At 66.3% G+C, this 25,846-nt stretch carries 23 protein-coding genes; 9 read left to right on the forward strand and 14 right to left on the reverse strand.

Annotation, left to right across the window (positions count from 1 at the left end):
- Window positions 1–35: 35 nt before the first annotated feature.
- Both AAHS21_RS10340 and AAHS21_RS10345 read right to left on the reverse strand, forming a co-directional pair.
- On the reverse strand, window positions 36–3,278 hold the full coding sequence (locus AAHS21_RS10340; RefSeq protein ID WP_342927585.1) for an MFS transporter: 3,243 nt from the start codon (window positions 3,276–3,278) through the stop codon (window positions 36–38).
- 32 nt (window positions 3,279–3,310) lie between these two features.
- Window positions 3,311–4,381 carry an adenylate/guanylate cyclase domain-containing protein gene (locus tag AAHS21_RS10345; RefSeq protein WP_342927586.1) on the reverse strand — a complete coding sequence of 357 codons (1,071 nt, stop codon included), beginning with the start codon at window positions 4,379–4,381 and terminating at the stop codon, window positions 3,311–3,313.
- A 583-nt stretch (window positions 4,382–4,964) separates the two neighbouring features.
- Here AAHS21_RS10345 and AAHS21_RS10350 point away from each other — a divergent pair.
- On the forward strand, window positions 4,965–6,737 hold the full coding sequence (locus AAHS21_RS10350; RefSeq protein WP_342927587.1) for a cyclic nucleotide-binding and patatin-like phospholipase domain-containing protein: 1,773 nt from the start codon (window positions 4,965–4,967) through the stop codon (window positions 6,735–6,737).
- Here the strand turns inward: AAHS21_RS10350 and AAHS21_RS10355 are convergent.
- Together AAHS21_RS10355 and AAHS21_RS10360 are read right to left on the reverse strand one after the other, a co-directional pair.
- Window positions 6,716–7,117 (reverse strand): response regulator, encoded by a 402-nt coding sequence (locus AAHS21_RS10355; RefSeq protein ID WP_342927588.1) that lies wholly within the window; start codon window positions 7,115–7,117, stop codon window positions 6,716–6,718. The genes AAHS21_RS10350 and AAHS21_RS10355 overlap by 22 nt on opposite strands.
- A 44-nt stretch (window positions 7,118–7,161) precedes the next feature.
- The gene (locus tag AAHS21_RS10360; protein ID WP_342927589.1) at window positions 7,162–8,382 is read right to left on the reverse strand and encodes an ATP-binding protein; all 1,221 of its coding nucleotides are present in this window, start codon (window positions 8,380–8,382) and stop codon (window positions 7,162–7,164) included.
- 337 nt (window positions 8,383–8,719) lie between these two features.
- Here AAHS21_RS10360 and AAHS21_RS10365 point away from each other — a divergent pair, with 337 nt between their 5' ends.
- The gene (locus AAHS21_RS10365; protein WP_342927590.1) at window positions 8,720–10,162 is read left to right on the forward strand and encodes an adenylate/guanylate cyclase domain-containing protein; all 1,443 of its coding nucleotides are present in this window, start codon (window positions 8,720–8,722) and stop codon (window positions 10,160–10,162) included.
- A 3-nt stretch (window positions 10,163–10,165) separates the two neighbouring features.
- Here AAHS21_RS10365 and AAHS21_RS10370 read toward each other — a convergent pair whose 3' ends face one another.
- Entirely contained in the window at window positions 10,166–11,959 is a 1,794-nt protein-coding gene (locus AAHS21_RS10370) for a protein kinase (protein WP_342927890.1), read from the reverse strand.
- Window positions 11,960–12,088: 129 nt separating this feature from the next.
- The gene (locus tag AAHS21_RS10375; RefSeq protein WP_342927591.1) at window positions 12,089–12,430 is read right to left on the reverse strand and encodes a hypothetical protein; all 342 of its coding nucleotides are present in this window, start codon (window positions 12,428–12,430) and stop codon (window positions 12,089–12,091) included.
- Window positions 12,431–12,787: 357 nt separating this feature from the next.
- Here AAHS21_RS10375 and AAHS21_RS10380 point away from each other — a divergent pair, with 357 nt between their 5' ends.
- A complete protein-coding gene (locus AAHS21_RS10380) occupies window positions 12,788–13,273 on the forward strand; it encodes a polyketide cyclase (protein ID WP_342927592.1) in 486 nt (161 codons plus the stop codon).
- Between the two features lie 18 nt (window positions 13,274–13,291).
- Here the strand turns inward: AAHS21_RS10380 and AAHS21_RS10385 are convergent, their stop codons facing one another.
- The 3 genes from AAHS21_RS10385 to AAHS21_RS10395 form a co-directional block, all read right to left on the reverse strand.
- The gene (locus AAHS21_RS10385) at window positions 13,292–14,011 is read right to left on the reverse strand and encodes a pyrimidine reductase family protein (RefSeq protein WP_342927891.1); all 720 of its coding nucleotides are present in this window, start codon (window positions 14,009–14,011) and stop codon (window positions 13,292–13,294) included.
- A 35-nt stretch (window positions 14,012–14,046) separates the two neighbouring features.
- Window positions 14,047–14,487, reverse strand: a complete 441-nt coding sequence (locus AAHS21_RS10390; RefSeq protein WP_342927892.1) for a flavin reductase family protein — start codon at window positions 14,485–14,487, stop codon at window positions 14,047–14,049.
- 257 nt (window positions 14,488–14,744) lie between these two features.
- Window positions 14,745–15,869, reverse strand: a complete 1,125-nt coding sequence (locus AAHS21_RS10395; protein ID WP_342927593.1) for an FAD-dependent oxidoreductase — start codon at window positions 15,867–15,869, stop codon at window positions 14,745–14,747.
- A 349-nt stretch (window positions 15,870–16,218) separates the two neighbouring features.
- Here AAHS21_RS10395 and AAHS21_RS10400 point away from each other — a divergent pair, with 349 nt between their 5' ends.
- The 3 genes from AAHS21_RS10400 to AAHS21_RS10410 are packed head-to-tail and all read left to right on the forward strand — an operon-like array spanning window position 16,219 to window position 17,576.
- Window positions 16,219–16,506, forward strand: a complete 288-nt coding sequence (locus tag AAHS21_RS10400; RefSeq protein ID WP_342927594.1) for a hypothetical protein — start codon at window positions 16,219–16,221, stop codon at window positions 16,504–16,506.
- On the forward strand, window positions 16,506–16,667 hold the full coding sequence (locus AAHS21_RS10405) for a hypothetical protein (RefSeq protein ID WP_342927893.1): 162 nt from the start codon (window positions 16,506–16,508) through the stop codon (window positions 16,665–16,667). The genes AAHS21_RS10400 and AAHS21_RS10405 overlap by 1 nt, the downstream gene beginning before the upstream one ends.
- A 57-nt stretch (window positions 16,668–16,724) precedes the next feature.
- Window positions 16,725–17,576, forward strand: a complete 852-nt coding sequence (locus tag AAHS21_RS10410; RefSeq protein WP_342927595.1) for a hypothetical protein — start codon at window positions 16,725–16,727, stop codon at window positions 17,574–17,576.
- Window positions 17,577–17,580: 4 nt separating this feature from the next.
- On the opposite strand, the gene AAHS21_RS10415 is transcribed toward AAHS21_RS10410, so the two are convergent.
- Window positions 17,581–18,513 carry a TIGR03564 family F420-dependent LLM class oxidoreductase gene (locus AAHS21_RS10415; protein WP_342927596.1) on the reverse strand — a complete coding sequence of 311 codons (933 nt, stop codon included), beginning with the start codon at window positions 18,511–18,513 and terminating at the stop codon, window positions 17,581–17,583.
- Window positions 18,514–18,691: 178 nt separating this feature from the next.
- Entirely contained in the window at window positions 18,692–19,927 is a 1,236-nt protein-coding gene (locus tag AAHS21_RS10420; RefSeq protein ID WP_342927597.1) for an alkene reductase, read from the reverse strand.
- A 271-nt stretch (window positions 19,928–20,198) separates the two neighbouring features.
- Between AAHS21_RS10420 and AAHS21_RS10425 the strand changes: the two genes are divergently transcribed.
- The gene (locus AAHS21_RS10425; protein WP_342927894.1) at window positions 20,199–20,810 is read left to right on the forward strand and encodes a PadR family transcriptional regulator; all 612 of its coding nucleotides are present in this window, start codon (window positions 20,199–20,201) and stop codon (window positions 20,808–20,810) included.
- Here the strand turns inward: AAHS21_RS10425 and AAHS21_RS10430 are convergent.
- Entirely contained in the window at window positions 20,807–22,510 is a 1,704-nt protein-coding gene (locus tag AAHS21_RS10430; protein WP_342927598.1) for a 3-ketosteroid-delta-1-dehydrogenase, read from the reverse strand. The two genes, AAHS21_RS10425 and AAHS21_RS10430, sit on opposite strands and share 4 nt — an antisense overlap.
- A gap of 102 nt (window positions 22,511–22,612) precedes the next feature.
- Between AAHS21_RS10430 and AAHS21_RS10435 the strand changes: the two genes are divergently transcribed.
- Together AAHS21_RS10435 and AAHS21_RS10440 are read left to right on the forward strand one after the other, a co-directional pair.
- Window positions 22,613–23,734 carry a Rieske 2Fe-2S domain-containing protein gene (locus AAHS21_RS10435; protein ID WP_342927895.1) on the forward strand — a complete coding sequence of 374 codons (1,122 nt, stop codon included), beginning with the start codon at window positions 22,613–22,615 and terminating at the stop codon, window positions 23,732–23,734.
- A complete protein-coding gene (locus tag AAHS21_RS10440; RefSeq protein WP_342927599.1) occupies window positions 23,734–24,087 on the forward strand; it encodes a ferredoxin in 354 nt (117 codons plus the stop codon). Before AAHS21_RS10435 ends, AAHS21_RS10440 begins: the two co-directional genes overlap by 1 nt.
- Here AAHS21_RS10440 and AAHS21_RS10445 read toward each other — a convergent pair.
- Entirely contained in the window at window positions 24,002–24,832 is an 831-nt protein-coding gene (locus tag AAHS21_RS10445; RefSeq protein WP_342927600.1) for an SDR family NAD(P)-dependent oxidoreductase, read from the reverse strand. The two genes, AAHS21_RS10440 and AAHS21_RS10445, sit on opposite strands and share 86 nt — an antisense overlap.
- On the reverse strand, window positions 24,829–25,674 hold the full coding sequence (locus tag AAHS21_RS10450) for an IclR family transcriptional regulator (protein WP_342927601.1): 846 nt from the start codon (window positions 25,672–25,674) through the stop codon (window positions 24,829–24,831). The genes AAHS21_RS10445 and AAHS21_RS10450 overlap by 4 nt, the downstream gene beginning before the upstream one ends.
- Window positions 25,675–25,846: the final 172 nt, after the last annotated feature.

A 25,846-nucleotide genomic window follows, 5' to 3' on the forward strand; every position in this document is an offset into this window, starting at 1 on the left:
GTGAAACCGCTTGCATCGCATCGTTTTCGGTGCGCTCAACGATGTGCGAGCGCAAGGATCTGGGGCAATGCCTCGCGGGCCGCGGCCCGACCGGCCTCGCGGGCCGCGTCGATCTGATGGAACTCCAGCAGCCCGACACCGCGGGTGCTGGGTCGGATCACCACGTCGGCTTGGGCCAGCGTCGCGGCGGCGGCCAGCCCGCTGCCCATCATCATCGTGCGAATGAGGGTTTCGCCGATGCCGGGAACACGTGGGGGATCGGCGAATTCGCTCCTGGTCGCCGTCGCGTCGCCGCCGAAACCGACCGCGACCGCGACCAGCGGGCCCTCGGTGCTCGACAACGACGACACGGGAAGGTTGTCGAGCACCCCTCCGTCGACGTGCAGCGTGCCACCGTAGACGTAGGGGGGAAAGATGCCAGGCAGGCGCAACGAACACCCCACGGCGTCGGCAACCGGGCCCCGGCGATGCACGACGGTACGCCGGCCCAGCAGGTCAACGCTCACGCACCGGAACTCCTTGGGCAGTTCCTCGACCAGCCGCTCACCGTAGGCGCGACGCAGCAGCGCCGGAATGCGCCGCCCGCGTGTCAATCCCTTGATCGGCACGGTGTAGTCGCGGATCGGATTGGTGCGGATGAAGTACTCGTACACGTAGGCGTCGACGCCGGCCGCGTCCAAGCCGCTGGCCGCCAGCGCCGCGACGATCGCGCCCATGCTGGTGCCGGCGAATCGGTCGACGACGACCCCGGCGGCTTCCAGCTCCTCGAGCACACCGAGATGGGCGAACGCCCGCGCACCCCCGCCGCCCAGGACCAAACCGATCGAACGCCCGACGATGCGCGCGGCCAGCGGCCGCAGGTCCTCGGCCGAACCGGAGGCGTGCAACGTCTGCACCGACCGTGGCGTGATCAGTTCTTCCCAGGCGCGCCGGTGCTCCCGGCTGGCAGGCGGACCGGCCAGCAGCAGGTCTGCGCCGATTGCACGTTCGGGCAGCGGATCGGCCGGCGGCGCCGGATTTCCGGAGACGAGCACGATCCGATCGGCGACGCGCAGGCAGAAGTCTCGCCATTCCGCGTCGTCGACCTGCGCCTGCAATACGACCTTGTCCGCGGCCCGTTCGGCCCGCTCCAGGCCCTCGCGATCAACGCGGCCCGGCCGCACCGCGCGGACGTAGCCCGACAGCAGGTGCACTAGTTCGTGGGCCACCATCGTCACCGGCGCGTCGGCGTCGACACCGACAATCGCGACCACCACGTCGCATGTGGTCAGGTTCGCCGTGGTCGGCGGTGGCAGCTGGTGCAGCCGGGTGGCCAGCGAGCGCACCAGGGCGCCGAGCATGCCGACGTCGGCGATCTTGTCGAACTGCGCCTTGGTGAGCCGTACCAGGGTGGAGTCGCGTACGGCCCGGATGGAGGCGGACCGCGGTGTGCCGGTGAGCAGCCCGAGCTCGCCGATCACGTCGCCACGCCCCAGTTCCCGGATCGCGACGCCCTGCTGCAGCGCTTGAACGCGGCCGTTGCGCACCACATACAGGGAATCGGCCGTATCACCTTCGTAGAACAGATACGAGCCCGCCGCGAGCTCGATCTCCTCGGCGCTGTGCCGCAGATCGGCGAGAGCGTCCGCGTCCAGGCCGGCGAACAGCGGCAGGTTCTCCAGCAGGTCGTCTTTGCGGTCGACCGCAAGCACCTGTTCGTGCCGCGCGACGGCTGTTGCGCGCGAACGTGGTTCGAGTCTCGGTGGCGGTGTGGCAGCCACGGCGGCGTCGGTGGCCTGCTGACCGGTGCGGCCGAGGAACAACGCCCCGATGGCGACCGCCACGAAACAGATGGCCGCCATCACCCAGCCTCGGCGCAACGCGTCGGCGGCTTCACCGCGGGCCGGCGTCCCGATCAGGACGACCAGTAACGCGATTCCGATCACCGCGCCGAGTTGGCGACAGCTGCTGACCACCGCCGACGCGGTCGCGTAGCTGCCGCCCTTGGGTACCCGGGCCAGGGCTGCGCTGCCGAGCAGCGGCAGCGTGGCGCCGACGCCGAGCCCCTGCAGCAGCTGGCCGGGCAGCCACTCGCGCAGGAAGTTCGGATGCGTCCCGACGCGCTGGCAGTACCAGATCAGGCTGCCGGCCCAGATCAGCGCCCCGACGAAGATGATCGCGCGGTGTCCGCGCCGGTCGGCGATCTTGCCCAGCCGCGCCGCGACGACGGCGGCGACGAGTGCCGCGGGGGCGACCGCGAGGCCCGTCTTGAGCAGGTTGTAGCCCCACACGTAGTTCAGGAACAGCACGTGCGTCAGAAGGTATCCGTAGAACCCCGCGCCCGCGACGATGGTCAGGGCGTTGCCCGCGACGAAGGACTGGACGCGCAGGTAGGCCGGCTCGATCAGCGGCGACGGGTGGTATCGGGAGCTGATCACGAACCCGACCAGGGCGACGGCCGCGGCCACGAACGACCCGATCGTGCCGGTGCTGGACCAACCCCAGTCCGGTCCCTTGATCAAGCCGAGGGTCAGCAAGCCGAGCGCGGCCGCGAGCAGCACCGCCCCGCGCAGGTCGGGCAGCCGTCGTTGTCCGGGCGAACGGCTTTCCACGAGCTCGCGTCGGGCGACCACCACCGCGACGACGCCCAGCGGCACGTTCACCAAAAATGCCCAGCGCCAATCGGACACCTGCACGATCGCCCCGCCGATCGGCGGCCCGAGGCCCGACGCGATGGCCGCCGCGGCTCCCCACAACCCCACGCCGTGGGCGCGGCGCGCGACCTCGAAGCCCTCGACGACCAGAGCGAGGGACGCCGGTACCAGCAGCGCCGCCCCGACGCCCTGCAGGATCCGGTACGCGACCAATTGCTCGACGGTGGCGGCCAGCGCGCACAGCCACGAGGCCCCCGTGAACAGCACGACGCCCCAGATGAACATCCGCTTGCGCCCGAGCAAGTCGGCGAGTTTGCCCGCCGCCACCAGGAACGCCGCAAACACGATGTTGTACGCGTTGAGCACCCAAGACAGGCTGCCGATGGGGTAGGTGGGGAAGGACTGCTGGATGTTCGGGAACGCGACGTTGACGATCGTCGAGTCGAGGAACGCGAGGAAGGCCCCAAACGCCGCGACCAACAGCACCGCCGTCGACGACGGCTGGCGGCGCACGCTGAGCGTGCCGGTGACCGGACGGCTGTCCTGACGCGTCACGGCCGTATTGCGTTTGGCCGCACCGTTACCCGTTGTCGTCGCGTCGGCGGCTTTCGATTGGCCCTGCGCATGAGAGGTTCCGAGATCCATGATTGACCCCTGGGGTGAAGCCGGCGGGCGGCTCAGTCGGCTTTTCGGATAGGCATTTCCGCAGTGGATTCGGGACCACCGCCCGGATCCCCCGCGGCGTTTCTCCCCGGAAGAGTCGTCGACCCGCCGGCCTGCCCGCGGCCGAGGACGGGAAATACCGTCTCTTTGCCGCTGCGGCCCTTGAGCTCGACTTCTTCGCCTTCCCCCCACGTGAAGTGACTCTCGACGGTGCGGCGCACTCCGCTGGTCACCATCACCGACGCGCGTCCTTGCCGTCCGGCGAGGCCGGCCAACCGGAACGCCACATTGGTCGAGTCGCCGATCACCGCCTCTACCGATCTCGTCATCGCCGCCAGCGCGACCCGGCCGACCACCACGCCCCAACCCATGCGGATCGGCGAGCCGTCCGGGCTGCGTAACGGCAGTCGTGGTCCCAACTCTCCGACCAGCCGGTTCGCGGCGAGCGAGAAATCTATCGCGCGCTCGGCGGCGTCCGGGAACCTGTTCGCCTCCCAGATCGCGAAGATCGCGTCGCCGGCGTAGTGGTTCAGCGTGCCGTGGTGGGCGTGCAGCACACCGCCTACCTCGTGCCACAGCGTGTGCAGACTCTGCGCGATGACCTCTTCTTCGGTCACTTCGGAGATCGTCGAGTAATTGATGATGTCGCCGACCACCATCACCATGGCGGCCTGGCTGATTCGGGTCCGGGTCAGGCCGGGGGCGATTCCGGCGTCGACGGCGGTGAAGCGCTGGGAGCGGAAGATGAGCGCCACATCGGCGATCCGGATCTCGTCACCGGGCTGGATCGGCCGCGGGACGGCTCGCTCCAGCCGCATCCCGTTGAGCAGGGTGCCGTTGGTGCTGGTGTCGATCACGAAAGCCTGGTCGGCGACGGCGTCCAAGCGGATTTCTAGATGAGTCCGGGAAATCTCGGGATCGCGGATCACCAGCCTGCGTGACTCGCTGATTCCGGCGCACTCCCGACCGATGAACAACTGATCGATGATCGGCACGCTGTGCTCGGTGCCGCCGTCGCGCAATTCGAGGTAGGCCAGCGGGGTGCCAGGCTCTCGGCTTGGCATCCCCATAGACGACGTCATCATTGCCTCGCTGCTCGCCGTGTCGGTCCGCTCACCTGAAAGTCGGTTAGTGCCAATGCTCCTCCGCAGTCACGACGTCGCTGCGGTCTCATGACACGCCGTCATCAGCCGGGGTAGGGCGCCAGTTCGCCAACTCACGGCTGTCCTTCGTGCCGGTGATTGGTGACGGTGCGGACATTACCGGAAACCATCCCCGGGAGTTTGGAAATCTAGAAATGGCCTACAGAAGCGAAATTATGGGTAAATCATCGGTTAATCAAGGATGACGTTTGCTCGCGCTCGATTTGAGCCTTCATCCGTTTCGTTTCTGACGCCGGGTTTGATTCTGCGCCAAAAGGATTCGAGCGCGGGGTACTCGCCGTAGTATTGGCGACCGGATACTCGTTGCGTCCGCCGCGCTGACGACGGCAAACGGGGGATCGGTTCGCCCGAGAGCTGGCGGAATTTCGAAAGGCGCGTCGGTCGGCAGATAAGCTCCTGACCGACACCTCAATCCTTTTGGAGCGCCGGGGAGGAAGAGCATGCCTGCAGCAATCCCGTTTGCGGCCACCTGGGCCGCCCGCCCCATCGACGTACCGGCCATTAGATGAGTACTAGGCGGGAGTGGCGAGTAGCTGACGCGCGAAGGGCGCTGCGCAATGTTCCGATACTCGCCGACATCGACGCGAAACAACTCAACGACCTGGCGAGCGCCGTGGACCGGCTGCACATCCCGGCTTACGAATGGCTTTTCCGTTTAGGTGAGCCGTCCGACGCCATATACGTCATCGACTCCGGACGGTTCGCGGCCGTCGGTGCGGATGGGCAGGTCATCCGGGAGATGGCGTCCGGTGACTCGATCGGGGACCTCGGGGTGATCTCCGGATCGGTTCGTTCGGCCGGCGTCCAGGCGCTTCGTGACGGCGTGGTCTGGCGGATCGCCGGCGAGACCTTCAGCGAGGTGCTTGCCAACACTCCGCAACTGCAGCTGGCGATGGTCAAGGCGATGGCCGGGATGCTGCGCGACTCCCGGTCCGCGAATATCTCTTCGGCGCCGCGCGTCATCGGCATCGTCTCGACCGGATATACGGCGGCGGCACCGTTCGTCGATGCGATCGCGACCCGGCTGGGCGGGTATGGATCGATCGCTGTGGTCGCGCCGCCCGCGGAGAAAACCGCCGAGGTCACCGCACACGCCGAACTCGTCGAGGCGTTCGCCGAAATCCTCGACCGCGCCGAGCGCAGCCACGATTGGGTGTTGGTGGTGGCCGACGGGAACTCGGGCGAGTTGTGGCAGCGATACGTTGTGGCGCAAAGCGATCGGCTGGTGATGCTGGTCGACCAGGCCCAGCCGCCGGACTGGCTCGATCAGCTCAATGCCCAGGGGCCGGTCCACCTGATCGCGCTGACCGAGCCGGACACCAGTTGGTGGGATCTGCTGGACCCGGTGTCGCACCATCGCGGCGACGACGACGGAATCGCCGCGGTGGCTCGCAGGATCGCCGGCCGGTCCTACGGACTCGTGCTGGCGGGTGGCGGCGCTCGGGGACTCGCACACTTCGGCGTCTACGAAGAACTCACCCGGGCCGGCATCGTCATCGACCGCTTCGGCGGCACGAGTGCCGGTGCCATCGCCGCCGCGGCCTTCGCGCAGGGAATGACCGCGGACGAGGCGACGGACGCGGCCTACCGCTTTGTCGGAAACACCAGCCCGCTCGGCGATTACACGGTCCCCGCGATCGCGTTGACCCGAGGGACCCGCATCGAGCGGTTGCTCGAGGAGTTTTTCGGCGGCAGTGTGATCGAGCATCTGCCGAAGGGATTCTTCTCGGTCTCGGCGGACATGATCACCGGCGAACAGATCGTCCATCGCCGCGGATCGCTGACACTAGCGGTGCGCGCGTCGATCTCGATTCCGGGTCTTATTCCGCCGGTGCAGCATGGCGAGCGCCTGCTGATCGACGGGGGTCTGCTGAACAACCTGCCCGCCGATGTGATGTGCGCCGACTGCGACGGTGAAGTCATCTGTGTCGACTTGCGGCGAAAGTTTTCACCGTCCAAGGGCTTTGGTCTGCTGCCCGCAATCGTTCAGCCGCCCGGATTTGTCCGGCGCCTGCTCACCGGGACCGACATCGCCCTGCCGCCGCTGCAGGAGACGCTGCTGCGCACCGTCGATCTGGCGGCCTCCACCGGCGACCTGCGCGCGCTGCCCCGGATCGCGGCGATCATCGAACCGGATATCTCAACGATCGGTCCACTGGACTTCAAGAAGATCGATGCCGCCGTGGAGGCCGGACGGCTCGCCACCCGGGCCGTGCTGGAGGCGCAGCCACACCTGGTCGGCGCCAACACCCACCCTCAAGTCGCGAACATGATCTGACGCAGTGCCGAGAAGTCCAGCGGCTTGGTGAAGTAGCCGTGGGCGCCGAGCGCAGCCGCACGCTGGGTGTAGTTCGGGCTGTCGTACGCGGTCGCGAGGTAGATGCGGACGTGCGGCCACTTGTCCCGGACGTGTTCGAGTAATTCGAGGCCGTTCATCTCCGGCATCTCGATGTCACTGAAGATCAGGATGACGTCGGGGTCGACCATCTCGAGCACCTCGAGGGCTGCGCGCCCGGTGTCGGCGAACTGCATGATGACCTGCCCGGAGCGCAGTTCACGGCGAAACCGCTGCCGAAACAGCGTCACGACGTCGGCTTCGTCGTCGACGACGAGCACATGCGTCGCCTTGACGGCGACCGCGGTGTCGGTTCCGTTCATCAGCTTCCCCCTATCGGCGTGAAATGGATTGGGTCTCAAGCGCTCTAGGCGGGTGCCGCGGCCCTGGCGGCCACCGCCTCCAGCGGGAGTTTTACTACGAACCGGGCGCCTGCCCCGGGCACGTTACTCGCGGAAAGCTCGCCGTGATGCCGGTTGTCGACGATGTTCTTGCTGATGGAAAGACCAAGGCCGGTGCCCCCGCTGCGGTACTTGGTGGTGAAGAAGGGCTCGAAGATGCGGGGTAAGGTCTCGGGGTCGACGCCCGGCCCGTTGTCCGTCACGACGACCGTCGTCCAATGGTCGTCGTGCTGCACCGTGATGTGCACCTCGCCGACCCGGTCGGCGTCCGTCGACGCGGCCTCGAGCCCGTTCATCACGAGATTGATCATCACCTGCACGAGGTCACCCTCGAAGCCGCGCACGATCGGGTCATCGTCATCCAGGCTGATCTGAATCGCGCAGCGCACGCCCTGGTGGCTGGCCCGCCACGAATGCTCGGCGAGCCCGGCGCTCTGCTCGACGATCGTATTGAGATGACATGGTTGTGCGTCGCCGGCATGCGATCGGCCGACCTGCAGCATCGTCGCCATCACCGCGAGGGCCCGGTCGGCGTGGTGAACGATTTTGGTCGTGTTGGCCCCGATGTCTGAGACCAACTCTTCGCCGTCCTCGGTGACGACTTCGCGGAGCTCGTCGCAGAGCTCGAGGTTCAACTCGGCGAAATTCTTGACGAAGTTCAACGGGTTCTTCGTTTCGTGCGCGACGCCGGCGGTCAGCGTTCCCATTGCGGCGAGCTTGGCCTGTTCGACCAGGCTGTGGCGCAGCTCGCGTTCGGCCAGTTGACTTGAATCAAGCGAACTCAGTAGGTAGTTGAATGATGCGGCCGTCCGGCCGAATTCGTCGTCGCTGTACACGGGCAGCCCGTACCGCATCGTCAGCGGCTCCCAGTCATCGGTGCCCACACTGGCGGCGATTTCGCGTTGTGCCGCCATCAGGCGAGTCGAGACCACGTGTAAACGGTGGCGCACCACCCGGCTGACGATCAGATAGTTCAGCACGCCGATCAACAACCCGGCTGTGATGCTGATGAAGACCGGCTCGGGTCGAAACGCTTCGTGACGATCAATTCCCAACCCGAGAAGGGAGATTCGTCCGACCACGGCGACGAGCATTCCGAAGCCGATCATCGCCACGGCGAGGTTCCAGAAGACCCTGTTTGTCGGCCAAGGCCGCCGAACGTTCGGGGGATCGCTGTCTTGTTCCACGCTGCCTCATCGGTTCGTATGTATGCGCAGTGTAGGGACATCGTCGGCGCCGATGCGCGGCAACGACGAGAAACGCGGGCGCCCGAATTCCGTTGCGGCAGTGAATCGCCGAATGCCTCGCGAGGACGAAGCCGGAATGTAACCTTGCGTTCAGCCGCGAGATAGATTCTGACGGTCGGGAATCGCACTCGGTGCGGGTACGTGTCGGTTACGATACGCGAGAACCTCAGCCGACGCGGGCAACGCGATGAAGGTGCACACTGCATTACTGCCTGGTGAACAAACACCAACCCAATACGTTGGCAACGTAATTGATGCGTAGATGATTGGGGCCGCTGTGCCAGAGACTGAACAGCCGGTGCGGCTTCTGGTCGTCGATGACGAAGAAGACGTCGGGGCGCTGTTCAAGGGCCGCTTCCGCAAGGAGTTGCAGCGCGGCGAGTACGACCTGATCTTCACCACGGATCCGGTGCACGCCCTGAAGCTGGTGGATGCGAGCCCGGACCTCGAGGTCTTGATCACCGACTTGAACATGCCGCAAATGAACGGCCTGGAATTGCTCACCGAGGTGACCAAGCTGCGCCGTCCACTCAAAACCATCGTGCTTACCGCCTACAACGACCTGGAGAATGTGCGCGCGGCAATGATGCGGGGGGCCTTCGACTTTCAAGTGAAGCCGCTCGATGTGGCCGACCTGCGGACCACGATCTCCAAAGCCGTCACGATTGTGCGCGAACTGCAAGCTGGCGAGGACGCGCGGCGACAGGCGAAGGAACTGACCGAACAGAAGCGCCGCGTCGAGGAGATCTTCGGCCGCTATGTCTCCGAAGAGGTCAAGGCGCGGCTACTGGCGCGCCCGGAAGGAAACCTCAGCAGCGAACGACTCACCCTCACGGTGCTGATGGCCGACATTCGCGGGTTCACCGCCTTGTCCGAGGTGCTACCGCCGGAGCAGGTGGTCCAGGTGCTCAACGGCTTCCTCGAGCGCGCGACCGACGTCATGTTCCGCCGCAACGGCACGATCAATGAAATCCTCGGCGATGGCCTGCTCGTCTTCTTCGGAGCACCCATCACCGACGACAACGCCGCCGAGCATGCGGTCGTCGCCGCACTCGAATTGCAGCTCGCGATGCATGATCTCAACGCGGGCCATCGCGAGCAGGGGCTGCCCGAGCTGGCGCTGGGGATCGGCGTGCATACCGGGGAGGTGGTGGTCGGCACCATTGGCTCGCGCCGACGGCAGAAGTACACCGCCGTCGGCAGGACGGTCAACCTGGTCGCCCGCATCGAGGCACACACCGTCGGCGGCCAGGTTCTGGTGTCCGATTGGACATATCGCGAGATCAGCGGGATCGCAAGCACTCTGGGTTCCTTCCAGATCCGTGCGAAGGGCTTCAAGGATCCGGTGACCGTCCACGATGTCAGAGGCCTGGCCGGTGAGTACGACCTCCAGCTGCCCAGCACCGACCGGGTCCTGAGCAGTCTCGCGGTGCCGAAACCGATTGGTATGGCGATCATCAAGGACAAGATCATCGGCGAACAACATGCCGCCGAGGTGATCGCCAGCGGCGAGGAAGCGCTACGCATTCGCACCGAAGTGACGGTCTGTCCGTTTGACGACCTCGCGCTCGAGGTCGCCGGCCATCAGGCGTTCGTGAAGGTGATCGAATGCGATAGGCAAGAAGGGGTTTGCGACCTCCTCGCCGTGTACACGTCGGTGCCGGCTGACGTGCGCCGAGCGCTGTCGGCAGTCAACGGCGCCGACCCGGTCCGTTCCTGAGGCTCACCCGAGCAGCTTGGTCAGCCAGGTCGCGTCTTGGTAGTTGATCGACTTGTTGCCGTCCCAAACGAACGGCGTCCCAGAGGCATTGAACCCGGCCAGCGTCGTGTCTCCGGCGTCGGCTTTCGCCTTGGCGGTGGCCATGTCGTCGCCGGCCTTGATGCAGTTGATCACGTCGGCGTTGACACCGACGGTCTTGGCCAATTGCGCCAACTCGCCGTCGGTTCGGTCTTCGGGGGCGCCTTCTTGCGGCTGGAAGGCGCTGGCGAAGATCCCCGAGTAGAAGTTCATGTAGAGCTTCGGGTCGTTCTGAGCCGCCACGCAGTACGTGGCCGCCACCGCGCGAGTGGAGTAGTTCTTGCTGTGCGACTTATCGTCGAGGAAGTTCAGCAGGTGATAGCGCACCGCGAGTTTCTGGTTGTGCACCGCGGTTTCGATGTCGCCCGCATTGGACCGGATGAAGCTGCCGCAGGGCGGGCACATGGGTTCGTTGAAGATGTCGATCGTGACCGGTGCCGCGGTGCTGCCCACCAGCACACCGTCGTCGAGGACACGGAGCTCGACCCCGTCGGGGGTCGTCGGCGGTTTGGACGAGGACGGTCCCGACGACCGCCAGGGCTGGGCGACCACGAGAACGGCGCCGACCAGCGCTATGACGACGACGCCCGCCAGGCCGACCCACAGCCACGCTTTGCTTGCGCGCCGGGGTGCCGGCGGCTGGGCCCACGCCGTGCCGACGCTGGAGGGATCACCCCAGCCGACAGCGCCGGGCCAACCCGTTGGCTGTGGGATCGGTCCGCTGGGCGGAGCGGGCATCCCGGTCGCCGACGGGGGCCAACCCGGGGTCTGGTTCGCCAGGGCGGGTGGAGTGGACGCAAAACCCAGCGGCGCATGACTCGCGTACGCGGCCGGTAGTTCGGCGACCTGACTGCGTTGCAAGATATCGGACGCCCGGTCCTGATCAGGCGTGGCCAGCGCGGCGTACGCGGCGGCAGACAGATCGCCGCAGGTGGGATATCGGTCCAGCGGATCTTTGGCCATGCCGCGGGCGATCACCTGGTCGAAAGCCGCCGGGATGCCCGGCCGAGCGGCGCTGGGCCGCGGGATCGGCTGGTGCAGGTGCGCGCTCATCACACTGACCTGATCACCCTGGTAGGGCGGCGATCCGGTCAGGCACTCATAGAGCACGCAGGTCAGGGCGTAGATATCGGCCCGGTAGGTGACGTCGGAGTCGCTGAACCGTTCCGGCGCCATGTACTTGAAGGTGCCCACCGTGGTGCCGAACTGGGTCAGTTTCTCGTCGGAGGTGGCGCTGGCGATCCCGAAATCCACCAGGTAGGCGAAGTCATCCCCGCTGACCAGGATGTTCTCCGGTTTGACGTCGCGATGCGTAATGCCGGCCGCGTGGGCGGCGTCGAGTGCGGAGCCGATCTGGCGCACGATCGCCACCGCCCGCGGCGGTTTCAGCGGCCCGTACCGGCTCAGGATGGTGGCGACGTCGCGACCGTCGATCAGGCGCATGTCCACATAGAGTTGGCCGTCGATCTCGCCGAAGTCGTGAATCGGCACGACATGGGGCTCCTGCAGTCGTCCCGCGGTGCGGGCCTCGCGTTGCATCCGGGCGCGGAAGACCGGATCGCTGGACAGCGTCTGGGACATCAGCTTCAGCGCGACGACCCGCTCACGGACGGTGTCCTCGGCCTCGTAGACGTCGCCCATCCCGCCGCGACCAACCAGACGTCGCAGCAGATATGGCCCAAACTGCGAGCCCTCCCGCGAACCCGCGGTCTCACCCATCGCCGACTCCTCTGTGCCAGCCATCAGGCTAATAGTTTGGGCCAACGGCAGGCACGGTGAATAGAGAGAATGCCAGCTAATTCGATAGCGCGCGGTCGCGCGGCCGAAAGCGCCTTCAGCAGCCGAGCATCAACGGCGTTCCTCGTCACCGGTCCGGCGTTCGCTCAGGCCCTCCCTGGATAGCGCCCGGAGGAAGCCATACGCGTGAATCCCGGCCTTACCGGGATTCTTGACGATCCATTCGTTGATGTTTCCCAGCGCCGCGGCCAGATGGTCGCGTTTGATCCGCACCAAGTAGGTCACTCGGTCGTCGTCGGGGTCGTCGCTGGAGTCGGCGACCGCGACGGGGTTCTTGAACGCGTACGCAATGCCGTGAACTGAATCGTGGTTGAGCGCCCAGCGAAGTTCGTTGGGCCGCAGCCGGTTCACCGCGATATTGCGATAGCCGTCATCGTCGTCTGAATTCCTCACTTGGCCGATGGTCCTCCTCGGGAACCGCTCGAAAGTGGACGACGGGGCGCGCAAGGTGATGTCGCACAGGCAATTCGACGATCGTTTGAACGTGTGTCACCGCAGTGAAACCGGGCGCATGCCCCGGACTGGCCCGTCGCAGGCCGAGACGGAGAATAGGCCCGGACATGCAACCGGGAATTGCGCCGCCACATCAATCCACCGTGACACAGCACCGTCGCCGGCGCCATCGCAGCAGCACAGCACGGGCGTCGCGGGACCGCGAGGCAGCCGTTGCGGGCCATCCGCTTTCGGACATCGACCGGCCTGAGCGTCGTAAAGTACCTCCCGACCCATCAACGTTGGCTGGGAGGACGCATGACCGAACGCATTGAGATCCAGCGCACCATTGCGGCGCCGGCGCCCGATATCTTCAGGCTGCTGTGCGACCCGCAAGGTCACGTCGCGATCGACTCCACGGGAATGCTGCAGGACGCCGACGGCGATCCGGTGACGGCGGCCGGCGAGAGCTTCGTCGTGCATATGGACCGCGAGGCGCTCAACGACTACCCGCAACTCGGCAAGTACGACGTCACCGTCGAGATCACCGAGTTCGACCAGGACCGACTGATCTCGTGGACGGTCCTCGGTCAGCTCCGCCCTCAGATCGGCCACATCTACGGCTTCCAGCTCGAGCCGACCGAGGACGCGGCCGGCACCGTGGTCACCTCGTTCTACGACTGGTCGAACATCGACCCGAAGTGGCGGGAGGCCGGGATTTTCCCGGTGATCTCCGAGGGTGCACTGCGGGCGACGCTGGGCATTCTCGACCGCACGGTGCGACGGGGATATCCGCGGCCCTGACTCCTCGGTGCCCCGCGGTCAGCGGCGATACTTCAAAAACAGGTAGTCGTCGTGGGCCAGTGCGTGCTCGAGCCGCAACGCGGCCGGCACCGGCAATCGCGACGGCTGCCGTCGGTGGCCCACCGGTTGGCTGGCGGCGAGCTTGGGGGCCAGGGTGACACAGATCTCCGCGATCACGTCGGCGTCCACGAGTTCGTCGAGCAGTGTCGGTCCGCCCTCGCACAGCACCCGGGACAGTCCGTGGGCGCGCAGCAGCGCGATCGCGCGTGCGACATCCACGGTGTCATCGCCGGCCACCAAGACGCCGCATCGTTGATCGCTGCTGCGGTCGTGTCGCGCCGCGGCCTGGGCGCAAGTCACCAACAGCGGCGGATGGCTCGGGTCGCTGACGAGGCGGGCCGGGAGCCGGCCGGTTTGGCTGATCACGGCGATTGGGGGAGGCTTGCTGCGCCCTTCGCGCTGCCGCTCGGCTTGTTGACCGTCGCTGAGCTGCACCGGACCGTAGTTCTCGGCGCGCGCGGTGGCGGCCCCGACCAGCACTACGTCGGCGAATCCCCGCAGGATCTTGAGGAGTTGTTGGTCGGTTTGGCCCGACAACGGGCCGGCGCGACCGCCGAATACGGCGGCGCCGTCGGCGCTGTAGATCATGTTGACGCGCACCCCGTCCGGGGGCTCGGCATAGAACGACGCGAGTTCCGCGATGTCGCTGACGGTCCCCACCCGGGGCGAATCGTGCACCGTGTCGGCCTGCTCGCGGTGCTGTTCGGATGCCGTCATGCCTCGTGGCCCGGGTCCAGGGAGCGGACATCGTCAAAGGACACCCATTGCTCCTGTTCGGTCGGCGGGTCGCCATCCAGCGGTTCCAGCAGGTGCCCGACGTGATCGCCGAGGGAAAAGCGATCAACGATCTTGCCGACGAACCAGGCGGCTGCGTCGTCGAGGATGGGTAACTCAGCTGGGCCGCGGTGCCAGCGGCAGCGGTTGAATTTGTTGGTCTCGTCGCCCGTCTGGCTACCGAACAGTTCGACCAGGTCGATGTGTTCGATATCGAACACGTGTACTGCCAGATGGGTGGCGTCGGCGGCCACCCGGAACGTGTGGTTTTGCGAGGACAAGCCGACCAGGAATCGAGGCGGACGGATGCTGGCCTGGCACGCGAAGCCCACCAGGCAGCCGGCCGTCGACCCGTTGGACTGCGTGGTTACCACGAACATCGGGTAGTTGAGCAGCGCCACCAACTTCTCGAACGCACTAACCCCCGGCTCGCCCACCCGCTCTCTATTCCCATTCGGTGCGGTTTGAAATCACATCGACTCCAATGGTCACCAGCAGCACGGTCCGGTCGCCCATTCGGCCGTTCAGAGGGTATTCAGCGGTCCTGTGTAATCGTTGGGAGCCACCTGACGAATTACCTTGTGTACGAAGCCTAATTTGCGGATCACCGGAGGCGGGATTTCACGCGCGCAGGCGATTACCGAAGCGGGTCGTTGGCCCGCACCCCGCGGTACATGCCCCAGCGGACGAGGCCCGGCATCACCACGCGCTGGACCGACCAGGCGGGCAGCCGGAACGCGTGGCCGGTGGGCAGGAAGACTTCCAGCCCGTTGGCCTGGATCCCCACCAATGAGCCCCACCGTCGTCCCGGCGTTCGATAGGTGCGCAGCCGTCGACCGGTGAACTCGGCACGAATGTTGTGCGCTACCAACGAATCTCCGCGGTTACGCGCCGAGCTGCGCAGAGGGTCGCTGGCCGCGACGTCTCCGACGGCGAACACGCCGCGATGGCCGGGCACTTCCAATTCGGGTGACACCCGAACGAAGCCGTGTTCGTCGAGCAGTTCGGGTGGCAGCCAGTCGGTGTTGGGTTGTACGTTGCCGATGGCCCAGAGCACGGCGTCTGCGGTGGCCGGCGGTTGTCCGGTGGTCCAGCTGACGGGTTCGCTGGTGATGTCGCGGCCGGCGCCGTTCGAGAGCACCGCGCGGTGGCCGGGGTGCACGCCCACGCCCAGTGCGCCCAGCCGACCGCGGATCCGGTCCCAGGTCCGCGGGTGATACCCGACCAGTGCGGCCTCGCCGGGGAAGTACAGGTCAATTCGCTTGTCCGGCCAGGTGGTTGCCAAGTTGACCGCGCTGCTGACCGCCGCGGCCCCGCCGCCGACGACGATGACCGAGCTCGCTGCGGCCAGGCGATTGTGCGCGGCGTGCAGCCCGGCGCCGATCTCGGCGGCCGATTCCATGGTCGGTTGGCGCCAGAAGCCGTTCGTCACCCCTGTGGAGATCACCAGCGCGTCGAACTCCTCGGCGATCGTCGCGCCGTCGGCGCCGCGGCCGAACACCTTTCGAGAAGCCAGGTCCACTCCGGTCAGGGTGGCTTGCACCGTGCGGACCCGGTCCAGACCGCGGAACCGGTCGAACGGTATCCAGTAGTCGCGTGCCCAGTCGCCGGGGCGGGAGATTCGGACGCCGAGTTCCTGGCCGCTTACCAGCGCGGACTTGGCTGAGATTCCGACCACGTCGGTGTGGTTGGCCAGCCGGATCGCGGTCAACAGGCCCACGTCGCCCAGCCCCGCCACGACGACGCGCTTGCGCGCCGCCATTATGGCGTATCCATCTGTGCCGCAGGGTGTTTCCCTGAGAGGAAACGCACGCGGCCACCGGCGCTGGAATCCATGCGGGCCTCCTCGCCCCTGAAACACCCGGCGGACACCACCGGCCGGAATCGGCAAACTGTAACACGTTCTACCCAGCCACCTGGGGTGGGAGTTCAGCTGCAGACATGGGCGAGAAATCGCTCGTCGCCACGGCGGAAGACCGCCTGTGGGTCAACGTCTTCGCCGTTGCGCCGCTTGCCGGCCACTAGCATTAGCCAGCGGCTCGTCCGTCCGCCGTAGCGGCTCAGCGGACACCGAACACGCGTATCACCGCCGCAGAAAGGAACGGCTTCCCATGGCGACACCAGCCGACGGCCACCGACACAACCCCCAATTGATTCCGCGCCGGCTGCTGCGCGGTGGGCAGATCCATCACCCCGCTGTCCTCGAGGAAGCCAAGCGGCGCAGCGACAACGTTCAGTTGCGACTGGCGGACCGGATCACGGCATTTGCCGGATCGATGAACTTCGTCTGGCTGCACGCGGCCTTATTCGGCGTGTGGATGGTGTTCGTCGAACCCAGTCCGTGGCCGACGCTGACTCTGGTCGTGTCGCTGGAGGCGATTTCCTGTCGACGTTCGTGATGATCGGCCAGAACCGTCAAGCGGCTTTCCAACAGGCCAGGGCCGACCACGACTTCCAGACCCAGGAGCTCGAGCTGAAGACCAACACCGAACTGACTCGTGAGATTCACCTGCTCACCGAGGAACTGCACCGGCGGTTCATCGGGGCAACGCCGCGGTGACGTTCGCTCAAGCGAAAGGCATTGGGACAGCGGGTGGTCGCTCGTGTGGGGGTTGACATGGCGGAATTGCAAGAGACGATGCGCCCGCGGTTGCGTGCCGTCTTGCGAACGGTGGTGCGGGCATCCGCACCTCGTCCCGCCGCGGCCAAGCGGGCAGCCAAGGATTTGGGTCGCCCGTTGGGGCCGGCCGTTGCGGCCGAAATCCGCTGGGCCTTCACCCCGCCCCGGACCTGGTTGATGGGTGTGGTGGCGAACCTGATCTTCGCGGTGGGGTGGTTGGCGGTGCAGCCGCTGACGCTGGGCCGTCACCAGGATTGGGTGGTCCTGGTCGGCACTTACTTCTCGTCGTGGATCCTGGCCGATGTCACCACTACGAATCTGCTTGGCGCGGACCATTATCGGGTCATCCAGGCCGTGTCCGACGGCGTGCCGTTCTGGCGGGTGCTGGTGATCAAGAACCTGTCCCTGCTGGTGATCGTCGGGCTGCCGACGTTGGTGACGGCGGTGGTGCTCACCCTGTGGCTGGAAACCCCGCAGCGTCTGGGTATCACGATCCCGACCGTCGCGGTGCCCATCGTGTCCTGGCTCGGGGTGGGCAACTTCTTCTCGGTGCTGCACCCGGTCGGTGTCGCGCCGCTGACCCGGCGCTGGCGGCAGCGCGGCGACCATCGCCGCACCCGCGGCTGGATCGTGGCGTTGACGCTGCCCTACGCGCTGTATTACTTCGCCGACCCGATGAACGGGGTAGAGCATCAGCTGCTCTGGACAAAGGTGCCCGCGCTGATCTGGCCGGTGTTCGGCCGCGACACGAAAAGCTTTGTGCACCTGGGCATTGCGGTGGCGGTGTGGGTGGCCGGAACCATTGCGGCGACGCTCTGGGTGCGCAAGCGGGGACTGCGGATCCGGTGATCCGTCAGGCGGTGCGGTCGGTGACCTTCCGCAACAAGGCGCGGGTTCGTGCCATGGTTTCGTCGTCGCCGAACGGGTAGGCGACGAATTCGTCGACGCCAGCGGCACCTATTTCCTCGACGCGATCGGCGACGGTGGCTTCGTCGCCGATGAGCGCGATCTCCTCGGGACGGCTCACTCCCTCGCGCTCCAGCATCGCGCGATACGACGGAAGCGTGCCGTAGATCGCGAATTCTTCGGCGGCCCGGGCCCTGGCGCCGTCCGCGTCATCGGTGACACAGATCGGCAGGCCGGCCAGTACCTTGACGGTGCCCTCGGGCCGGCCAGCCGCGGCCGCAGCTTCCCGCAAGGTGGGTCCGACATGATTGGCCAGCGTCTTGGGTCCGGTCATCCAGGTGAATGTTCCCGCGGTGCGCCGCGCCGCCACGCGAAGCATTTGCGGGCCCAGCGCGGCAATGTAGACCGGGGGAGCCGAGATGCGGGAAACTCGTAACGAGCCCCGCGTTGTCACCGTCTCGCCGACAGCGTGGGCCTCCTCACCGGCGAGCAGCGGTTGCACACCGTCCAGATACTCGTTCATCCGCCGTACCGGTTTCTCCAAGGGGATTCCCCACAATTCCTCGCTCATCTGCGGATGATTCACGCCCAGACCGAGTTTGAACCGCCCACCGGAGAGCGCACTGAGGGTCAACGCGCGCTGGGCGGTCAACATGGGATGGGCGACCTGGAGGGGCAACACGCCCACTCCCAGTTCAATATCCGGCACCGCGCGCAGTGCGAGCCCCTGCACGGTCAGCAGATCGAGTTGCCACGGAAGTTGCGCCGACCACATGGTGGTGAAGCCCTCCGCGGCCACGCGTGCAACGGCCTCGATGTACCCGTCCACCAGCGACGATCCGTCACCGTCGCCCAGGCTGTTGAAGATGCTGATCTCCATAGAACAATCCTTTCTTCGGTGGTTGCCGGCGGGTCTCAGCCGATCAAGGACAGCTGCCGCAAGTCGTCGGCGTACTTGTCGGTCAACTCCGCCTTCCGTCTTTTATCTCTTCTTCGAAGCCGGCCACCATCCGGACGATTGGGGGATTGCGCCCCATGTGTGTGCGTGTGGTTACGCGTCACGACATCGACGGGTAATCGGTGTAGCCCAACGGGCCGCCGGTGTAGAGGAATTCCATGCGGGGCTCGTTGAGTTGGGTGCCGTAGGTCCATCGACGCACCAGATCCGGATTCGCCAGAAACGCACTGTCGATGGTGACGGCGTCTGCCGTACCGGTCGTGACGACGTCGACGGCTCGCTCCCGGGTGTTCGTCGTCTGGAACCTGCGATTGAGCAGCAGGCGGTCTGGCCAGCGGCGGCGCAGCCACGAGTAGATCGGCCGTTCGGGTGGGACTCGTGCGTGCAGATATGCCAACCCCAGTTCGCGGGCGTGCTTGGCGAGGATCAGGTGTGCCTCGAGGTCCGGTTCGTGAATGTCGTTCTCCGGATTGCCCGGCGAGATGCGCAGCCCTAGCCGGTCGGGACCGATGGCTTCGGCGACCGCGCCGATGACCTCGCTCGGAAGCCGCGCCCGATCCTGGGCGGACCCGCCGTAAGGGTCCCGTCGATAGTTCGCGTCGTAGGTGAGAAATTGACTCAACAGGTATCCGTTGGCGGCGTCGATCTCGACACCGTCGGCGCCGGCGGCGCGGGCGCGGCCCGCTGCGGACACGAAATCAGAGACGGTGCAGTCTATTTCGTGAGCAGTGAGTTCCCGCGGTACCACGAAGGTTTTTTTGCCGACCGCGGTGTGCACCGTGCCGTTGGGTCTGATCTCCGACGGCGCCACGGGCCGCCGACCGTCCAGGATATCGGGATGTGAGATGCGGCCAGAATGCGTCAGCTGCACCACAATTCGGCCGCCCGCGGCGTGGACCGCTTCGGCGATGCGTGCCCATCCGGCAAGTTGTGCGTCGGTGTGCAGACCGGGCTGGTTGGGGTACACCCGCCCCCGCGCCGAAACGAAGGTGCCTTCGGAGATGATCAGACCCGAACTCGCCCGCTGCGCATAGTAATCGGCCATCAGCTGGGTGGGCACTCCGTCGTCGGCGGCGCGGGTGCGGCTGATGGGCGCCATCAGAATCCGATTCGGTGCGTACAACGCGCCCAATTGGATTGGGGCCAGCAAAGGATGGCCCGGGCACAGCAGCCGCGTGGGTAGTGCGCGTGCGGCTGGGCGGGACGAGGAGAGACGTTGCGTTCGGCCGGCAACGGCGAATCTTCGAGCCACGGTTGTCCGCACCTTTCGTCCGGGGATTCGACCGCCACGACGCCGCACCTGCGAACTGCCCGTTGTTCGTGCGGACACCTCCATGGTGTCGGTGCGACACCGTCGCCGCTAGGACACGTGTCCTACCGCATGCGAGGCGTGGACTCCCAGGGCGAGCGAACCCAGCTAACGGACGTTCGGTGCGATCTCGTCGATCACCCACTGCGCGTAATCGAGATATCCGCCGAGCGCGTCCCGGCCAGCGGTCAGTGTCGCGCGATCGAGTGTGCGTAGTTGTTAACCTGGCGACGTGGCGCAGACCAGCGAAGATCCGGTGAAAGGGTCGCTTGCGGCGACCAGCTGGGCGCTGCTCGGCATGTTGTCCTACGAAGAGGAAGTCTCCGGCTACGACCTGAAGAAGTGGATCGACTGGAGCGTCGACCTCTACTATTGGAGCCCGTCGTACAGCCAGATCTACACCGAGCTGAAGAAGCTGGAGGGCCTGGGGCTGGCGACGTCTCGCGTCGAGCACGACGAAGGCACCCGCAGCCGGCGACTCTACAAGATCACCAAAGCCGGAATGGCCGCGGTTACCGAGTGGGCCACTGATGCACCGGTGGACCCCCCAGTGCTCAAACACAGCGTGCTGATGCGGATGACGTTGGGACATCTGAGTAACCCGCCCCGGCTCAAGGAACTGCTGCAGGAGTATGTGGCCTACACCGAGGCCCGGCACCGCAAGGCGGTCGAGGACGCCGAGGGGGCGGAAGCCGAACCCGCGTGGGCGTACTCGGTGCTCGCGTTGCGCTGGGCGGCCAAGTACTACGCCGCCGAGCGCGAGTTCGCCCTGGAGATGATGAAGGACATCGACGAGGCCGACCGCATATTGCAGACGGCGCCGAAGGGTAGTTCGGGCAAACCGCGGACCACGCCAGGCTCTTGGCGCGAGGTCGAAAAGCAGGTCCAGGCCAAGCGCGAAGCAGACTAGTCGGCGCCGGCCGCGTCCCGCGCTGCGATGTAGCCGTAGACGAGTCCCTGCGCGATCGTCGCACCCGCACCCGGATACGTCGTGCCGAACGCGTTGGCAGCGGTATTGCCGATTGCGTAGAGCCCGTTGATCACGGCGCCGTCCTCACGCAGCACCCGCGCGCGGTGGTCGGCTGTCAATCCGCCACAGGTGCCCAGGTCACTGAGCACCATGCGAACGGCGTAGAACGGGCCCTTGGTCAACGCACGCAAGTTGGGGTTGGGTGAGATCGTCGGGTCTCCGTAATAGCGGTCGTAGGCACTGCGTCCCCGGCCGAAGTCGGGATCGACACCGGCGGCGGCGTTTTCGTTGAAAGCGGTGACCGTCGCCGTGAAATCCGCAACCGGCACGCCGATCCGGGTCCCGAGTTCGGCGAAGTCGTCGGCGCGGACCGCGATGTCGGCGTCGTACCACTTCTGCGGGATGTGCATCCGCGGAAAGAGTTGGGCGCCAAAGACATAGCTGTTGCGGTATTGCTGGTCGAAAACGATCCACATCGAGTCCACCGGACTGCCCGCGCGTTCCAGGTCCAGCAGCCGCTGGCCGAAGGTCATGTAATCGGACGACTCGTTGGCGAAGCGGCGCCCGTGCTGGTTCACGATCAGGCTGCCCGGCAGCGACCGTTCGGCCAGCATCACCGCGGGCGCCTCGCCGGGTAGCGGCGCGACGGCGGGGAACCACCATGCCTGGTCCATCAGATCGATGCCGCCGCCGAGTTCTTGTCCGGCGCGAATTCCGTCGCCGGTGTTGGCCGCCGCGCCCAGACTCAGGTTGGCGCCCAGCGACTCGGACTGGAATTTCCAGCGCATGTCCATGCTGTGGTCGAAACCGCCGGTGGCCAGCACGACCCCGCGCCGCGCGGTGATCAGCACCTCGCGGCCGCCGTGCCCCACGACCGCGCCGCGGACCCGATCACCGTCGACGGCGAGCCGCAACAGGCTGGTGTCGGTCCATACCGGGATGCCGGCGCGCAATATGCCCGCGAACAGGCCCGCCGCCAGGCCCTGACCGCCCGCGGCGTAGCGCCGGCCCAGCATCAGGCCACCCACTCCTTGCCCAATTCGCTTGGCGAACGTCGGAATTCCCTTGCGTGGCACTCGTGCCACCAGATTCATCCAGCGGTAGTCGGCGCCCGTCGTCGGGACCGGAACGCTCGCCTCCATCAAGCCGGGCTCCAGCCGGGCGCGGTAGGCGCCGAGCCGTGCGGTGTCGAACGGGTGGCACTCGCAGGTGCGCCCCGCCGCGCTGCCGCCTGGCTCTTCGGGGTGGTAATCGGAGTAGTCGCGCGCCCAAAAGAATCGCAACGCGGTCGTGCGCCGCAGCATCTCCACCGTCGCGGACACGTGCGTCAAGAATCCCGTCGACCGCTGCGCGGGCGCCGAACCCGCTACCACCGCGTCCAGATAGGTGGCTGCGCGGGTCTGCGTATCGTTCGCGCCGGCCTCGGCCAGCACCGGCCCCGCGGGCAGCCACAGCGCGCCACCGGAGCGGGCAGTCGAGCCGCCGACATGCGACGCCTTCTCCACGACCAGCACCGAAAGCCCCAGCTCGTGGCCGGCCAGCGCCGCGGCCATCCCGGTGCCCGAGCCCACGACCAGCAAGTCGACGCTCGTGTCGGCCACGGGAAGTCCGGCGGGGATCGTCGCGCTGTGTGCCGTCACGCCGAGAACGGTATGTCGCGGCGACCAGGCAGCGGAATAGTCGTCCTGGTCAGTGGAACAGGCAAGCCCGAACCACGCGATCCGCGGAGTTAGATCGTGCCTATGCATGACACCGACGACATTCGGCTCATTGAGGCCCAGGCCGCACCCACGCGGTTTGCCCGCGGCTGGCATTGTCTGGGGTTGATCAGAGATTTCGGTGACTGCAAGCCACATGCGATCAACGCGTTCGGCCAGAAGCTTGTCGTCTTTCGAAGCGGGAACGGCAAAATCAACGTCCTGGACAGCTACTGCCGGCACATGGGCGGCGACCTGTCCCAGGGCGAAGTGAAGGGCGACGAGATCGCCTGCCCGTTCCACGACTGGCGCTGGGGCGGTGACGGGCGATGCAAGAAGGTGCCCTATGCGCGGCGCGCACCCAGACTGGCCCGCACGGCGACCTGGACGACGCTGGAGCAGGACGGCATGTTGTTCGTCTGGAACGACCCGGAGTGCAAACCGCCGCCGCCGGAGGTGACGATCCCGCGCATCGAGGGGGCCACCAGCAACGAATGGACCGACTGGCACTGGTACACCACGGTCGTGGCAACCAGCAACTGTCGCGAAATCATCGACAACGTCGTGGATATGGCGCACTTCTACTACATCCACGGCGCACTGCCGACCTACTTCAAGAACATCTTCGAGGGACACGTCGCGACGCAGTACATGGACGGCAAGGGCCGTCCCGACATGGGTGGCACCGAAGGCGCACGGATGTTGGGCAACACGTCGGTGGCGTCCTACTACGGCCCGTCTTTCATGATCGACGACCTGACGTACCACTACGAATATGGTGACGCACAATCCATTCTGATCAATTGTCACTATCCCATCGACTCGAATTCCTTTGTGCTGCAATACGGCATCATTGTCAAGAAGTCCGAAGCGCTGCCCGGCGACCCGATGCAGACCGCGATCCAGCTCGGCGATTACGTCAAGCTGGGTTTCGAACAGGACGTCGAAATCTGGCGGCACAAGGCACGCATCGACAATCCGCTCCTGGTCGAAGAGGACGGCCCGGTCTATCAGCTGCGCCGCTGGTATGAGCAGTTCTACGTCGACGTGGCCGATGTCGAACCGGACATGGTGGACCGTTTCGAGTTCGAGCTCGACACCACGCGGCCGTACGAGGCGTGGATGAAAGAGGTCGAGGCGAACATCGCGGCTCGGGGTTCGGTGTGATGTCGCTGAATTCGCCTGCTCGGCAAGACAATCGGCTCGATGAGATGCCGATGCTGCCCGTGGCATGCGGTGACTGCGGCGCGCAGGTGCTGGTACGCAAGAGCAGCTGGAATCAGACCAGTGTGCAGTGGAACGCCGATGCGACGCGGCGCTGCGCACAGCGGGCCGAAGCCCAGAAGGTGTCGGCGTACGCCAATCGCGCGGTGTTCCTGGTGTGTTCGGCGCTGCGTGAGTCGATCCTCGATGCGGTGCGCCGCGGGGAGCTGGCTATCGTCGATGAGACGGCAGACGCTGCGCCGCAAGCACATTCGCCCGCTCGGCCATCGCCGCTCCGACGTAATCCGGTTCGGTAAGCAAGTAGAAGCGCCCCTCTGCCGCCTGCTCGAAGATCGCCGCCGCTGCCGCGCTCGCATCCATCGCCGCGGCCTTGACATCCAGCATCGCCGCCCGCTGCGCCTCGGCGACGCCACTGTCTCCGCTCGCGTCGACACCGCCCGCTGACTCGAAGATGTTGGACTTCACCGCGCCCGGCAGCACCGCCTGTACATGAATGTGGTCACCGTGCCCGGCCGATTCCACATCGAGATACAGGCACTCGGTCAACGCCAGCACCGCGTGCTTGCTCGCGATGTAGGGCGCCTGCAACGCAATGGCCACCACACCGCCGACCGAGGACAGGTTCCACACCCACGCCGGCTCGTCGGTGGCCATCATCTTGGGCAGAAAGGCGCGCACGCCGTGGAACACCCCGCTGATGTTGATGTCGACGACCCTTTCCCAGTTGGCCACCGGCGTGTCCCAGAGGTAGCCGAACTGTTCCACGCCGGCGTTGTTGACCAGCAACCGCACCGCTCCGATGTCGCGGTAGGTGCGCTCGGCGAGTTCCAGCATCGCGTCCGGATCGCGCACGTCGCACACCACGTCGAGCGCCGATCCGCCTGCGGCGCACAGCTCTTGGCGCAGCGCCGCAATGGCAGTGGTGTCAATGTCGGCTAGCACCAACGTCATTCCCAGTGTTGCCGCGTGACGGGCCAGTCCCGCGCCGATGCCCGAGCCGGCTCCAGTGATGACCGCGACGCCGTCGGCGAACGGGCTCACGCGTATTGCAACGCGGGCGCGGGACCGCGACGCTGGGGGCGCAGTGGCCGTAGCGGCTGCAGGGTCGGGGCGACCCGTGGCGGGCCGTCCTCGGCGTTGCGCCAGATGCCCATCGCCGTCATGCGCACCGGTGCGGTCAGTCGCTGATCGAACATCATCCGGTGCATCGGACCGCAGACCGACACCGCGGCAACAGCTTCTCCCGGGCCGCCGATCGGCGCTGCGACACAACCGAATCCGGGCAGTGACTCCTCGCGTTCGAACGCCACCCCGTGAGCGCGCACCTTGGCCAATTCCGCGGCCAGCTGCGAGCCGGTGGAAATCGAGTACTTGGTCTTGCGGATCCGCAGGTCGACCTGGGCGTCCTCGGCGCGGTTGGCCAGGATCGCCTTTCCCACGGCGGTGCAATGTGCGGGTTGCCGGCCGCCGATCCGGGTGGGGATCGCGTCGGCCATGCGGTCACCGACCTTGTCGAGGTACACCACGTCCGGTCCGTCCAGCACCGCCAGGTGTGCGACCAGTCCGGTGGCCCGATGCAATTCACCCAGCAGCGGACCGGCCGCTCGCACCAGACGGTCCTGGTGCACGGCCAGCGACCCGAGTTCCACCAGGCGCATACCGAGCTCGTAGTCGCGCCCGCTGCGGCGCAGCCAGCGCAGCTGTACCAGGCGTTCGAGCATCCGGTGCGCCGAGGAGCGGGGTAGGCCGGTGCGCCGCACGAGCTGTGCCAGCGTCAGCCGGCCCGGCCCGTCGAACGCGTCGAGGACCAGCGAGATGCGGTCGATAACGGCCGTGGGAGTGCTGGGTTCTGCCGTCGCAACGGTGCGCGGGGTCCCTGACATCGGTCCTCCATGGGGCGGGATCTATCTGGCTGCCATATTCCTATTAGGAATACTTACTTTTACCACGGGGATGTGGCCGCTGTCACATAAGACACGAAAACCCCGAGCGTTAGCACACCGCGAATGACGGACCGCTTTTCCGCCGTGTGCTTACGCTCGTGCAGAGATCAGA

The organism is Mycobacterium sp. 050272, assembly GCF_039023525.1.
GTDB lineage: Bacteria > Actinomycetota > Actinomycetes > Mycobacteriales > Mycobacteriaceae > Mycobacterium.

What these genes read in the sequence shown, in the direction of transcription:
- AAHS21_RS10340 (WP_342927585.1), bottom strand. Translation starts at nt 3,278, where the DNA reads ATGGATCTCGGAACCTCTCATGCGCAGGGCCAATCGAAAGCCGCCGAC.
- AAHS21_RS10345 (WP_342927586.1), bottom strand. Translation starts at nt 4,381, where the DNA reads ATGATGACGTCGTCTATGGGGATGCCAAGCCGAGAGCCTGGCACCCCG.
- AAHS21_RS10350 (WP_342927587.1), top strand. Translation starts at nt 4,965, where the DNA reads ATGAGTACTAGGCGGGAGTGGCGAGTAGCTGACGCGCGAAGGGCGCTG.
- AAHS21_RS10355 (WP_342927588.1), bottom strand. Translation starts at nt 7,117, where the DNA reads ATGAACGGAACCGACACCGCGGTCGCCGTCAAGGCGACGCATGTGCTC.
- AAHS21_RS10370 (WP_342927890.1), bottom strand. Translation starts at nt 11,959, where the DNA reads ATGGGTGAGACCGCGGGTTCGCGGGAGGGCTCGCAGTTTGGGCCATAT.
- AAHS21_RS10380 (WP_342927592.1), top strand. Translation starts at nt 12,788, where the DNA reads ATGACCGAACGCATTGAGATCCAGCGCACCATTGCGGCGCCGGCGCCC.
- AAHS21_RS10390 (WP_342927892.1), bottom strand. Translation starts at nt 14,487, where the DNA reads ATGTTCGTGGTAACCACGCAGTCCAACGGGTCGACGGCCGGCTGCCTG.
- AAHS21_RS10395 (WP_342927593.1), bottom strand. Translation starts at nt 15,869, where the DNA reads ATGGCGGCGCGCAAGCGCGTCGTCGTGGCGGGGCTGGGCGACGTGGGC.
- AAHS21_RS10400 (WP_342927594.1), top strand. Translation starts at nt 16,219, where the DNA reads ATGGCGACACCAGCCGACGGCCACCGACACAACCCCCAATTGATTCCG.
- AAHS21_RS10405 (WP_342927893.1), top strand. Translation starts at nt 16,506, where the DNA reads ATGATCGGCCAGAACCGTCAAGCGGCTTTCCAACAGGCCAGGGCCGAC.
- AAHS21_RS10410 (WP_342927595.1), top strand. Translation starts at nt 16,725, where the DNA reads ATGGCGGAATTGCAAGAGACGATGCGCCCGCGGTTGCGTGCCGTCTTG.
- AAHS21_RS10415 (WP_342927596.1), bottom strand. Translation starts at nt 18,513, where the DNA reads ATGGAGATCAGCATCTTCAACAGCCTGGGCGACGGTGACGGATCGTCG.
- AAHS21_RS10420 (WP_342927597.1), bottom strand. Translation starts at nt 19,927, where the DNA reads ATGGAGGTGTCCGCACGAACAACGGGCAGTTCGCAGGTGCGGCGTCGT.
- AAHS21_RS10425 (WP_342927894.1), top strand. Translation starts at nt 20,199, where the DNA reads ATGTTGTCCTACGAAGAGGAAGTCTCCGGCTACGACCTGAAGAAGTGG.
- AAHS21_RS10435 (WP_342927895.1), top strand. Translation starts at nt 22,613, where the DNA reads ATGCATGACACCGACGACATTCGGCTCATTGAGGCCCAGGCCGCACCC.
- AAHS21_RS10440 (WP_342927599.1), top strand. Translation starts at nt 23,734, where the DNA reads ATGTCGCTGAATTCGCCTGCTCGGCAAGACAATCGGCTCGATGAGATG.
- AAHS21_RS10450 (WP_342927601.1), bottom strand. Translation starts at nt 25,674, where the DNA reads ATGTCAGGGACCCCGCGCACCGTTGCGACGGCAGAACCCAGCACTCCC.